Origin of the sequence: Sandaracinobacter neustonicus (assembly GCF_006385875.1) — a bacterium.
Classification (GTDB): Bacteria; Pseudomonadota; Alphaproteobacteria; order Sphingomonadales; family Sphingomonadaceae; genus Sandaracinobacteroides; species Sandaracinobacteroides neustonicus.
Window position 1 is genome coordinate 75,573 of record NZ_VFSU01000010.1, and the last position, 11,960, is coordinate 87,532.

General features: G+C 64.2%; 13 protein-coding genes. 9 read left to right on the forward strand and 4 right to left on the reverse strand.

Translation table 11 applies throughout. The features are described from left to right. The first annotated feature begins 326 nt into the window (after positions 1-326). The 9 genes from radA to glnA all read left to right on the forward strand — a co-directional run bounded on the left by radA (position 327) and on the right by glnA (position 9,089). Positions 327-1,697, forward strand: a complete 1,371-nt coding sequence (gene radA, locus FJQ54_RS01520; RefSeq protein WP_140926518.1) for a DNA repair protein RadA — start codon at positions 327-329, stop codon at positions 1,695-1,697. Positions 1,698-1,707: 10 nt separating this feature from the next. Beyond that, on the forward strand, positions 1,708-2,418 hold the full coding sequence (locus FJQ54_RS01525; protein WP_140926519.1) for a CvpA family protein: 711 nt from the start codon (positions 1,708-1,710) through the stop codon (positions 2,416-2,418). Beyond that, positions 2,418-3,713, forward strand: coding sequence for a cysteine--tRNA ligase (gene cysS, locus FJQ54_RS01530; protein ID WP_140926520.1), 1,296 nt, complete (start codon positions 2,418-2,420; stop codon positions 3,711-3,713). The genes FJQ54_RS01525 and cysS overlap by 1 nt, the downstream gene beginning before the upstream one ends. 3 nt (positions 3,714-3,716) lie before the next feature. Beyond that, positions 3,717-4,013 (forward strand): alkylphosphonate utilization protein, encoded by a 297-nt coding sequence (locus FJQ54_RS01535; protein ID WP_140926521.1) that lies wholly within the window; start codon positions 3,717-3,719, stop codon positions 4,011-4,013. 13 nt (positions 4,014-4,026) lie between these two features. Further along, positions 4,027-4,794: a DUF3298 and DUF4163 domain-containing protein gene (locus FJQ54_RS01540; protein ID WP_140926522.1), complete on the forward strand. Its 768-nt coding sequence runs from the start codon at positions 4,027-4,029 to the stop codon at positions 4,792-4,794. Between the two features lie 21 nt (positions 4,795-4,815). Continuing rightward, positions 4,816-5,265, forward strand: a complete 450-nt coding sequence (locus FJQ54_RS01545; RefSeq protein WP_140926523.1) for an iron-sulfur cluster assembly scaffold protein — start codon at positions 4,816-4,818, stop codon at positions 5,263-5,265. 1 nt (position 5,266) lies between these two features. After that, entirely contained in the window at positions 5,267-7,081 is a 1,815-nt protein-coding gene (locus tag FJQ54_RS01550) for a monovalent cation:proton antiporter-2 (CPA2) family protein (protein WP_140926524.1), read from the forward strand. Positions 7,082-7,283: 202 nt separating this feature from the next. Continuing rightward, a complete protein-coding gene (locus FJQ54_RS01555; RefSeq protein WP_140926525.1) occupies positions 7,284-7,622 on the forward strand; it encodes a P-II family nitrogen regulator in 339 nt (112 codons plus the stop codon). Positions 7,623-7,676: 54 nt separating this feature from the next. After that, entirely contained in the window at positions 7,677-9,089 is a 1,413-nt protein-coding gene (gene glnA / locus FJQ54_RS01560) for a type I glutamate--ammonia ligase (protein WP_140926526.1), read from the forward strand. Positions 9,090-9,493: 404 nt separating this feature from the next. Here the strand turns inward: glnA and FJQ54_RS17355 are convergent, their stop codons facing one another. The 4 genes from FJQ54_RS17355 to FJQ54_RS01580 form a co-directional block, all read right to left on the reverse strand. Continuing rightward, the gene (locus FJQ54_RS17355; protein WP_181159934.1) at positions 9,494-10,069 is read right to left on the reverse strand and encodes a DUF6538 domain-containing protein; all 576 of its coding nucleotides are present in this window, start codon (positions 10,067-10,069) and stop codon (positions 9,494-9,496) included. Between the two features lie 242 nt (positions 10,070-10,311). Then, a complete protein-coding gene (locus FJQ54_RS01570) occupies positions 10,312-10,611 on the reverse strand; it encodes a hypothetical protein (protein WP_140926527.1) in 300 nt (99 codons plus the stop codon). A 237-nt stretch (positions 10,612-10,848) separates the two neighbouring features. Next, positions 10,849-11,178: a type IIL restriction-modification enzyme MmeI gene (locus FJQ54_RS01575; protein ID WP_140926528.1), complete on the reverse strand. Its 330-nt coding sequence runs from the start codon at positions 11,176-11,178 to the stop codon at positions 10,849-10,851. Between the two features lie 45 nt (positions 11,179-11,223). After that, positions 11,224-11,850, reverse strand: coding sequence for a recombinase family protein (locus FJQ54_RS01580; protein WP_140926529.1), 627 nt, complete (start codon positions 11,848-11,850; stop codon positions 11,224-11,226). Positions 11,851-11,960: the final 110 nt, after the last annotated feature.

An 11,960-nucleotide genomic window follows, 5' to 3' on the forward strand; every position in this document is an offset into this window, starting at 1 on the left:
GCAACCTCCACCCGTAGCTGCCATCCGCAACCCACTCCCCATCCCGCTCAGGCTGAGCTTGTCGAAGCCCCGGACGTGAAACCGCAACGGTTAAGCCCGCGCTCATCCCACATCGGGCTTCGACAAGCTCAGCCTGAGCGGGGGAGAGATGACAGGACACCACCCCAAAGCGCCGCAGGCAATCAAACCAACCGCAAGCCCACCCTATCCGAAAGACCTGCAAATGTGGGTGCAGGGAGCACGGCTCCCTGCCGGGTTCCAAGGGCAGAGCCCTTGGCCGTGCATCCCCCATTTCCCCGCCGCCCCAAACCCCCTACATCCCCCCCATGGCGAAACCGCAGCTCCGTTATGTGTGCCAGTCCTGTGGCAGTGTGGCCCCGAAATGGATGGGCCAGTGCCCCGATTGCGGGGAATGGAACACGCTCCAGCAAGAGGCTACCGCCAGCGTCACTCCGTTCGCGCAGAAGCACAGTTTGAAGGCAGGCGGGCGGGTGTTGCAGATGCAGCCGCTGGATGCGTTGATCGAACTGCCCAAGCGCCTGCCCACCGGCTTTGCCGAGCTGGACCGGGCGCTGGGCGGCGGGCTGGTGCCCGGCTCGGCCGTGCTGATCGGCGGCGATCCGGGCATCGGCAAGTCCACACTTTTGTTGCAGGCGGCCGGGCGGATGGCGCGGGCCGGGCACAAAGTGGCCTATGTTTCGGGTGAGGAGGCTGCGGATCAGGTGCGGCTTCGGGCGCGGCGGCTGGGGCTTTCGGATGCGCCGGTGCAGCTGGCGGCGGCGACCTCCGTGCGCGATATCCTCACCACGCTGTCCGCAGGCGACGCGCCGACGCTGCTGGTGATCGATTCCATCCAGACGATGCACTCCGATCAGCTGGAGGGCGCGCCCGGCACCGTCAGTCAGGTGCGGGCGGCGTCGCTTGAACTCATCAGCTGGGCGAAAACATCCGGCACGGCGCTGATTCTGGTGGGCCATGTCACCAAAGACGGCCAGATCGCCGGGCCGCGCGTGCTCGAACATATGGTCGATGCCGTGCTCTATTTCGAAGGGGAGGGGCGGCACCAGTATCGCGTGCTGCGCGCGGTGAAGAACCGCTTTGGCGGCACAGACGAGATCGGCGTGTTCGCCATGGAATCCGACGGGCTGGCCGAGGTGCTGAACCCCTCCAGCCTGTTCCTGACGCAGCGCGACAAGGCGGTTGCGGGCGCGGTGGTGTTCCCCGCGCTGGAGGGGACGCGCCCCGTGCTGGTGGAGTTGCAGGCGCTGACGGTGCGGCTGCCCAGTGGCGCGACCCCGCGCCGGGCGGTGGTGGGGTGGGATAGTTCCCGCCTTGCCATGATTTTGGCCGTGCTGGAGGCGCGCGCGGGCCTCGGCTTCGGCGGGGCGGAGGTGTATCTGAACGTCGCGGGGGGGATGCGCGTGGTCGATCCGGCGGCCGATCTGGCGGTGGCGGCGGCGCTGGTGTCTGCGTTGCTGGACCTGCCGGTGCCGGGCGACGCGCTGGCCTTTGGCGAAATCGCCCTGTCCGGCGAAGTGCGGCCGACGGCCCACCCGGCGCTGCGGTTGAAAGAGGCGGAGAAGCTGGGGTTTGCCCGCGCGCTGGTGCCGCCGGGCGTCTCTGGCGTGGGGGCTTTGAAGGTGTCACCCGTCGCATCCGTCGCGGCGCTCGTTGACCGGATCAAGTCCGGGGCTTAGGCGCGGGTTTATGGATATCATTGATGGGTTCACCGGTTTCGATTGGGTCGTGGTCTCGCTGGTTGGGCTGCTGGCCATCGCGGGGCTTCTGCGCGGCTTCACGCAAGAGGCGCTGAGCCTTGCGGGCTGGATTTTGGGCATCGTCGTGGTGCGCTTTTTCCACGAGCAGACAACGTTGTGGCTGGCCCCCCGCGTGGGCGGAGAGGCCTCCGGCGCGATCATCGCCTTCCTGTTGCTGTTCTTCGGCACCGTGATCGTCGCCCGCATGATCGCGGGTGCCGCGGGCGGTTTCGCCAAGCGCAGTGCGCTGGGGCCGATGGACCGGGTGCTGGGCCTTGGCTTCGGCGCGCTGAAGGGGCTGATCCTCGGCTCGGTGATCTTCCTGCTGACGCAGTTCGCCACCGGCCTGTTTGATCCCGATCAGCAGCCGCCGGAATGGCTGGCAGAGAGCAAGACCGCGCCGCTGCTCAGCCTCAGCGCCCATGCCATGGTGGGGTGGGTGAACGAGTTTCAGGACGACAAGCCCGAAGGCAAGGTGCTGACGCTGCCGCCCGGCATGGTGCCGCCGCCGGGCGTGCTGCCGCCGGGCCACCCGCAACTCGGGCCGCAACAGGGCGCGCCCGCCAATCCGGGCGACCGGGGCTACAGCAATGACGACCGCCGTGCGCTGGACGAGCTGCTGGACGAAGGCGCGAAGTCGGGCGATCAGGTCGAAATCTGATGCAGTTGCAGTTGTATGATACGCTGAGCCGGGCGAAGAAGCCGGTTCGCACCCCCGAACCGGGCAAGCCGATTACCCTCTATGTCTGCGGCCCCACGGTTTACGGCCGCGCCCATATCGGCAACGCCCGGCCCGCCGTGGTGTTCGACACGCTCTATCGCCTGTTGCGGCAGCTGCACGGGCCGGAAAATGTGCGTTACGCGCGCAACATCACCGATATCGACGACAAGATCATGGCGAAGGCGGTGGCGGAGAACCGCACGCCGCAAGCTGTCGCGGCTGAGTTCGAAGCGCATTATTTCGCCGACATGGCGGCGCTCGGCTGCCTGAAGCCGGATTTCAACCCGCGCGCCACCGAGCATATCGCGGGTGAGTTCGGCATGATCGCCATGATCGAGGCGCTGGTCGCGCGCGGACATGCCTATGAAGCGAATGGCCATGTGTTGTTCGAAATCGCCAAATTCCCCGGCTACGGCGAACTATCCAAGCGCCCGATGGACGAGATGATCGCCGGCGCGCGGGTGGAAGTGGCCCCCTATAAGCGCGCGCCCGGCGATTTCGTGCTGTGGAAACCCTCCAGCGAAGATCAGCCCGGTTGGGAATCTCCGTGGGGCCGGGGCCGCCCCGGCTGGCATATCGAATGCTCGGCGATGATCCGCAGCGTGCTGGAAACCGACACCATCGACATCCACGGCGGCGGGCTGGACCTGCAATTCCCCCACCATGAAAATGAGCGCGCGCAAAGCTGCTGCGCCCATGGCGGTGCGGAACTGGCGCGCATCTGGATGCACAATGGTTTCCTGACGATGGGCGAAACCAAGATGTCCAAATCGCTGGGCAATATCATCACGCCGGGCGAACTGCTGGAGGCGGGCTGGCCGGGCGAAGTGCTGCGGCTGGCGCTGCTCTCCGCGCACTACCGCCAGCCGCTGCAATGGACGGACGCGCTGCTGGAGCAAAGCCGCGCCAAGCTGGATCGGCTCTATCGCCGAAAGGCGGATGGCGAAACCGGCGCGGCAGATGCATCCGCGCTGCTCGACGATCTGAACACGCCCGAAGCGCTGGCCGTATTCCCGGATGGGGCCGGGCTGCTGGGCTTCGGCAAGGCCGATCCCGCGACATGGTTCGCTGGCGGGGCCGATGCAGCGGCAATCGAAACCGATCTCGCCCGTTACCGCGAAGCCCGCGCCGGGAAGGACTGGGCGGCGGCGGACTCCATCCGCGACGCGCTGAAAGCGCAGGGCATCGAAATCTCCGTCGCGAAAGACGGCACCACAAGCTGGCGGAAGGCCTGACCCATGTCTGACGACGAATATATCTATGACGAAGCCAGCGGCGAATGGCTGCCTGCCTCTGAAGTGGCGGCGAAGGCGGCTGCGGCCGTCGAGGTGCGCGATGCCGTCGGCAATTTGCTGGCCGATGGCGACAGCGTCTCTCTGGTGAAGGATCTGAAGGTGAAGGGCGCGGGGCAGACGCTGAAGGTCGGCACCGTGATCCGCTCCATCCGGTTAACCGGCGACCCGCAGGAGATCGACTGCCGCTTCGATGGCATCAAGGGCCTCGTGCTGCGCGCCGAATTCGTGAAAAAACGCTGAGGGAGAGCGTGTGATGAAGGCTTGCCACATCCTGCTGACCACTCTGCTGCTCGCCGCCCCGGCGATGGCGCAGACAGCCCCGCTCGCCTCCGCGCCGCGCGCCAGCGCCCCCTTGCAGGCCGAACCGGAGCTGCCCGCGACGGACCTGCTGCTGCGCTATGAAAGCCCGGCGCTCAGCTTCCGCTGGTCGCTCGCGCCCGAAGCCGCGCTGGAACCCGCGCTCGTCACGCAGATGCGCACCGAAGCGCTGGCGGACCGGCAAAAGACCATTCGCGAGGCAGACGAAGCATTCAAAGCCGCCGCGGGCGGCCGCCAGTATCAGACGCAGTGGCTGGAACGCTGGAAGCCGCAGGCCGAAACCGATCAGTTGCTGGCGCTTTCGGCGCAGCAATACAGCTTCACCGGCGGCGCGCATGGCAATCTGCTGATGCGCGGGGTGATCTGGGATCGCGGCGCGGGCCGCCGCATCAGCTTCGGCGAGCTGTTCAAGGACGAAAAGGCGGCGATGGCGGCGCTGAAGCCCGCCTTCTGCAAGGCACTGGACGCCGAGCGCGCGGACCGGCGGCAGGGCCAAAAGCTGGAAGGCTTCACCGATTGCCCCGATCCGTCTGCCTATCCCATCCTGCCAGTAGGCGACGGCCGCATCGGCAGCTTCCTCATCCTCGTCCCGCCCTATGAAGCCGGGCCATGGGCCGAGGGCGTGTATGAAATCACGGTCGATGCGGACCCATTCACGGCTTTTGTGCTGCCGCGCTATCTCCCGGCCTTTACCCGGCCCTGAACCGCTTCCTATAAGCGGGCGATGGATGCGCCCCTTTACAATGCCGAAATCCTCCGGCTCGCGGCCTCCATTCCGCATGCCGGGCGGCTGACAGCGCCGCAGGCCAGCGCGCAGCGCAGCTCGCCGATCTGCGGCAGCCGCGTCACCGTCGATCTCGCGCTGGATGCCGAAGGCCGGGTTTCCGCCTTCGGGCAGGAGGTGCGCGCCTGCGCGCTGGGGCAGGCCTCTGCCTCCATATTGGGCCGCCACATCCTTGGCGAAACCGCGCAGTCGCTGGCCGAAGCGCGCGATCTGCTGAAGGGCTGGCTGAAGGGGGAGGGCGATCTGCCCGCGCCTCTGGCCGAACGCTTCCCCGAACTGGCGCTGCTGCACCCCGCGCGCGCGCATCCGGGGCGGCACCCCTCTATCCTGCTCGCCTTCGAAGCCTCAGCAGCCGCTGCGGCCGAAGCCACGCAACCCGTGGCTGTCTGACATGGCCGGGGCCGTCGACACCACCATCCTGCGCGAAGCGGTGATCTACCTCGCCGTCGCCGCCGTCGCCGTGCCTTTCTTCACCCGGCTGAAGCTGGGTGCGGTGCTGGGCTATCTGGCGGGCGGCATGCTGATCGGCCCCTCTGCGCTGGGGCTGATCGCAGAGCCTGAGCGGGTGCTTGCCTTCGCCGAATATGGCGTGGTGATGCTGTTGTTCGTGGTCGGGCTGGAACTGAACCCCGCCCGGCTGTGGGCGCTGAGGCGCGATATCTTCGGGCTGGGCACGCTGCAGGTTGTGATGTGCGGGCTGGTGCTGGCGGCGGCACTGCTGCTGGTCAGCAGCTTCACATGGCAGGCCGCGGTGGTGGTGGGGCTGGCGCTTGCGCTGTCGTCCACCGCGCTGGACGTGCAGATTCTGCAGGATCAGCAGAAGATCAACACGCCGATGGGCGAGCGGGTGATTTCCATTCATTTGCTGCAGGATATCGCCATCGTGCCGCTGCTGCTCGTCACCAGCGCGCTGTCCCGCGTGCATGATCCCAACGCGGTTTCGGGCTGGGAAATGCTGGGGCTGTCGCTGATCGCCATCGGCGGGCTGGTGCTGGCGGGGCGTTACCTGATGAACCCGCTGTTCCGGCTGATCGCGATGACGGGCACGCGCGAAGTGTTCGTGGTGGGCGCGCTGCTGGCGGTGCTGGGGGCGTCGTTCCTGATGGCCTCGCTGGGGCTATCCATGGCGATGGGCGCGTTCATCGCGGGCGTGATGCTGGCAGACAGCCCCTGGCGGCACGAGGTGGAGGCCGATATCGAGCCGTTCCGCGGCCTGCTGCTTGGGCTGTTCTTCATGGCGGTGGGGATGACGCTGGATCTCTCGGTCGTGCTGTCCCAGCCGCTCAGAATCCTGTTCTTCGCCGTGGGGCTGATGGCGATAAAGTTCGCCGTCGTCTCGGCGCTGGCCCGGCTGTTCGGCTCCTCGTGGAAAGAGGCGTCCTTGATCGGCGTGCACCTGTCGCAGGGCGGGGAATTCGCCTTCATCGTGCTGGCCGCCGCCACCGTCGGCCTGCTGATCGCGCCGGAGGCGGCATCGCTGTTCACCGCCGTCGTCACCGTTTCCATGGCGCTGACCGTGCCCGCGCTCGCGCTATGGCACCGGCTGATGGAGCATGGCCCGAAAGAGGCCGATACGGATGGGCTGGAAACCCCCAAGGCCGCCGGGCCGGGCGGGGTGATCGTGATGGGCTATGGCCGCTTCGGGCAGATCGTCACGCAGATGCTGCATGCGCGCGGGCTGAACGTGGTGCTGATCGACACGCGGCCGGATCAGATCGAGCAATCCAAGCAATTTGGCTGGAAGGTCTATTATGGAGACGGCTTTCGCCCGGACGTGCTGCGCGCGGCGGGCGCTGCCGAGGCGCGGCTGCTGATCGTGACGACCGGCGGCGCGTGGGAACCGCAGCGGCTGGACGCCGTGCGCCATGCCTTCCCGCATTTGCGCGTGCTGGTGCGCGCGCATGACAGGCTGCACTATATGCGGCTGATGGCGGGTGACATCGACCTTGCCGTGCGGGAGCTGTTCTTCAGCGCGATCGAACTGGGGCGCATCGCTCTGCGCGAACTGGGCACGCCGGAAGACACGATCGACGCCATCCATGAGGAATATATCCGCCGCGACAGCGAGCGGCTGGCGTTACAGGTGGCGTCCGGCGACGTGATGGCCGGACGGGACACCATTTTCCGCCCCGGCCAGAACTGGCAGCCGGATGCGCCCGATACCGCGCTGGGGGAAATCCCGCCGCCGGAAGCCGTGGGCAACTGAGCGGATTCCGCTGGTTTTCCGCGCAGTTTTCAGCCACTTTCCAGCCGATTGCCCCAATTTTCATCAGACTGCCGCCAAAATGGGCAGTTCTTGCGCACAGGACGGCCTATGTCCCTGCTGTGCAGCGGTTGGCACGGGGTTTGCATTACAAATGGCATCGAGGTGCGGGCGATCACCCGCTGCGAGGGAGCTATCCGGGCACATGAAAAAGGTTGAAGCGATCATCAAGCCGTTCAAGCTGGATGAAGTGAAGGAAGCGCTGCATGACATTGGCGTTTCCGGGATCACCGTGACAGAGGCGAAGGGTTTCGGCCGCCAGAAGGGGCATACCGAACTCTATCGCGGTGCCGAATATATCGTCGATTTCCTGCCCAAGGTGCGGCTGGAAGTGGTGGTGGACGATGCGCAGGTGGATCGGGTGGTGGAAGCCGTCGCCACGGCTGCGCGCACCGGTCGCATTGGCGACGGCAAGATTTTCGTTTCCACCATCGACAAGGCCATCCGCATCCGCACCGGAGAGACGGATCTGGACGCCATCTGATTTCGCTGTTCATTTCAAGCCACTTAACCCGTTTTACCACAAGCGAGGACGCACATGGGAACCAAGCCGAGCGATATCATGAAGCAGATCAAGGAGAAGGAGATCGAGTGGATCGATCTGCGCTTCACTGATCCGAAGGGCAAGTGGCAGCACCTCACGATGGCCAAGCGCGTCATCGATGAAGACAATCTGGAAGAAGGCTTCATGTTCGACGGCTCGTCGATCGCCGGCTGGAAGGCGATCAACGAATCCGACATGATCCTGAAGCCCGATCTGGACGCCTTCTACATCGATCCGTTCAGCGCCACCCCGATGGGCGTGCTGTTCTGCGACGTGGTGGAACCCTCCACCGGCGAACTCTATGCCCGCGATCCGCGCTCCACTGCGAAGCGCGCCGAAGCCTACCTCAAGGGCACCGGCATCGGCGACACCGCGTTCATCGGCCCGGAAGCCGAATTCTTCATGTTCGACGATGTGAAGTTCGGCCAGTCCTACAACGGCAGCTTCGTCAGCTTCGATGACATCGAACTGCCGACCAACACCGGCCGCACCTATGAGGAAGGCAACCTCGGCCACCGTCCGCGCGCCAAGGGCGGCTATTTCCCCGTGGCTCCGGTGGATTCCGCCACCGACATCCGCGCCGAAATGGTGCAGACCATGCTGGACATGGGCCTGCCGTGCGACAAGCATCACCATGAAGTCGCCGCCGCCCAGCACGAACTGGGTCTGGAATTCGGCACGCTGGTGCAAACCGCAGACCGGATGCAGATCTACAAGTACGTCGTGCACATGGTCGCCCAGGCCTATGGCAAGACGGCGACCTTCATGCCCAAGCCGATCAAGGAAGATAATGGCTCGGGCATGCACACCCATCTTTCGATCTGGAACAAGGGCAAGCCCCTGTTCGCGGGCGAAGGCTATGCCGGCCTCTCTGAAATGGCGCTGTATTTCATCGGCGGCATCATCAAGCATGCCAAGGCCTGCAACGCCTTCACCAACCCCACCACCAACAGCTACAAGCGGCTGGTGCCGGGTTATGAAGCGCCGGTGCTGCTGGCCTACTCCAGCCGCAACCGCTCGGCTTCGTGCCGGATTCCCTATGGCTCGGGCGCCAAGTCGCGCCGCGTCGAAGTGCGCTTCCCGGATGCCATGGCCAACCCCTATCTCTGCTATTCGGCGCTGCTGATGGCCGGGCTGGACGGGATCGAAAACAAGATCCACCCGGGTGCCGCGATGGACAAGAACCTGTATGATCTGCCGCCGAAGGAACTGAAGAAGGTTCCGACCGTCTGCGGGTCTCTGCGGGAAGCTCTGACCGCGCTCGACAAGGGCCGGGCCGTGTTCACCAAGGGCGGCGTGTTCACCGACGACCAGATCGACAGCTATATCGAGCTGAAGATGGAAGATGTGGCGCGGTGGGAAATGACGCCGAGTCCGGTGGAATTTGACATGTATTACAGCTACTAACCAAAATCATCTGTGGGTTGGTTCGGCGCGTTTCTGCTGTCGGTGCCAATGGCGCAGATATGAGGTTGCGATGTGAACAGGATTTGGGCTTCGTCGGAGTGACGAAGGACCGAAGATGAAGCCCAAATCCTCTTTGAATGAATCGCCGCGCGGGGTTTTTCGTGTTGGCAAGGAACAGGAACTGCCGTGATGCCGGGGCATCGCGGCAGTGTCCGTACGCAGCCAGCGCACCGAGCGCTGGATCGGGGCTGTAAACCACGCCTTCGGTGGGCAGGCAGGGAAAATCAACGTCGTCGCGCCGCTCGCCGGGGGGCAAAGCCCCGCCTACAGCGTCTGCCAACGCCGATTTTCCCTGCCTGCCCCATCAAAATGCCTTCCATTTATAAGTTCACGCCCTAGTCCTTTCAGGAAATCATCCTGGTCTTGGCAGCCGGCCACAGGTCATCGACCTTGAGGAAATCCACGAGACTCCGCATGTGTATCCGGCTGCTGGCCAGATCGCGCGGCAAACGCCCCTCCGCGGTTTCCGCAACATAGGCTTCGGGGAGCGGCTCCAGCTTCACCGGGTCGCATCCCGTCGCAGGTTCGGCGGGCTTGCGCTGCAATCTATGTTTCTGTCCTGTGCTTCTGCGTCCGCTCTCGCGCTCCGACTGCACCGATTCCCCTCGGGAGATCGTGATCGGGACGTGTTTTGCCGGGGCTGGGGAGGCCGCCGAGGGCGTTTTCACGGGTTCGGCTACCCTGCACAGGCCGCCAGCTTCTCTCGCGCCTTCATCAACCACCGCGTCGGTTGCTTCGGTTAGGTCAGGAATGAGGCTTTTGGCTTCGGCTCGGTCCTTCGTCTCAAGGGTGATCCGCCATTCCCGCTTGCCGATGATGGGACGAAGCTTGTCAGGGACACGCCGCCGGAATTTGTAATATGCACTGCCTTTGGATGGAGCCTTCAGGCAGGCGCACATAGGACGCCCTTCGATCGCCACGCCTGTGGCAGTTGTGTGTAGAAAATTCCTATGATTTCAATGCGTTCTAAGCATTTAAGGTGCTTAGCTACACGTGGTGGCGGGGGCAGGACTTGAAATCCGGCTCGCCAATTTATTGAAAACAATAAGTTATTTTTCCTGCACCGCGACAGGTGTGGAGCGCCTGTGTAGCAATGTGGAGACAGCCGCGTCAATCCGGGCCGGAGAGAGGGACTTGAATTCGTGGCAGATCGAGCGGGCTGTTAGCCGTAAATGTCGCGGTCGCGCTGCTGCGCCTCCCGCTCCGCTAAGCACCAAAGATCGACCAACGACAGGGGGCGGCGTCCCCTGTGTCGAACGATCCTAACCGCTCCCAAACCTTGGGCCTCCCAAGCCCGTGCTTTTTCATAGACATCAAGGGCGGTGCCCCGGATTTCCTGAACGGGCTTGTAGTTGCGGAAGAAGGTCACTTTGAACTGCGGTCGGTCGAACATGGTCTTATCCTCTAGAAACGGTGTGGGCAGCACCTTGCTCTCCCATCCAGAGAGTTGCCAGCGATCCACGCGCTAACCGTCACCAACGGCCCTGCGACCTGAAATCGGCATCCCCATGCGCGGGGGCAGTCCCACACGTTCCTGACGCCGTTTCCCCCATAGGGGGCGTGTCCCAGCCCAGCCCGCGCGGTGCCCGATTGGCCGGCGGCTTCCTAAGCCGTGGCTTTATCCCGGCGCGGCAGGGCAACTGTGTTGACATCACAGCGGGCAAGCTGCCGGAGGGCACTGCTTTCACACGGCAGGGGGCTATCGTGCTCCGTATCGGAACCGTTCCTTTTCGGAAAGCCAGTCGAAGTAGTCCAGCGCTTGCTTGGTGGCGGATAGCAGATCGCGCCCGGCCGACTTGTGTTCGATGATAAGCGTGCCGGGCCAATACAGGTCTATGAAGCCGCGCTTGGTTGCGTCGAGCTGCTGCACGCGCTTCTCGAACGTGGTGACTCGGCGGCTATCCAAGCCGAAGATGTCGAAGAAGTCGATCCAGAAGCGCTGCGACTGCGACCGCTCGTCCTTGTCGTCTGCATGTTCGCGGGCGAACTTCGCAGCGCGTGCCCTGACTTCGTTCCAACTGAGACGCATGACTACCCCTTCGGCAGGCAGCGTAGCGACGGCTGACAGCAGACGCTAGCTAGAGCAGACTGCGAGGTCACTGGACGGTTGGGAATTGTGGCCGCTCCCGGCAGCCCGCTGCGCTCGCTGGATTGTGGCGAGGCCGACACCATAGGCCTTGGCCAGTGAGCGGTAAGATTGCCCCTCTGCCAGCTTCGCGCAAATTTCCTCTTGTTGCGGGGCAGTTAGGCTTGATCGGCGTCCTAGAGCCTTCCCCTCTGCTTTCGCGCGGCTAAGTCCAGCCCGCGTTCGCTCTATCAGCAAGTCGCGCTCGAACTCAGCCACGGCTGCAATGACGCCCATGGTCATGCGACCGGCCGGGCTCGTGAGGTCCACTCCGCCCAGAGCGAGACAATGAACCCTCACGCCCAGAACGGCGAGCCGGTCAACGGTCGCCCGTACATCCATCGCATTTCGGCCTAGCCGGTCCAGTTTGGTGACAATGAGAATGTCCCCGCTTTCCAGCCGGTCGACCAGCTTGGCAAAACCCTTGCGCTCCATTGCGGCCGTAGAGCCTGAAACCGTTTCTGTCACCACTCGCTTGGGGTCTGGCTTGAAGCCAGCGGCCTCTATTTCCCCAAGCTGGTTGTCGGTCGTCTGGTCGGCAGTAGACACGCGGCAATAAGCGAAAACTCGGGACATAACTCACTCCGTTCCGTAATACTGTATCGATACTAAGGGCGTTCCGAATTTTACGTCAAGCCAGTTTTCGGAACGAAGTTTCAGATCGTTCCGTTAACGAACGTCCGCGA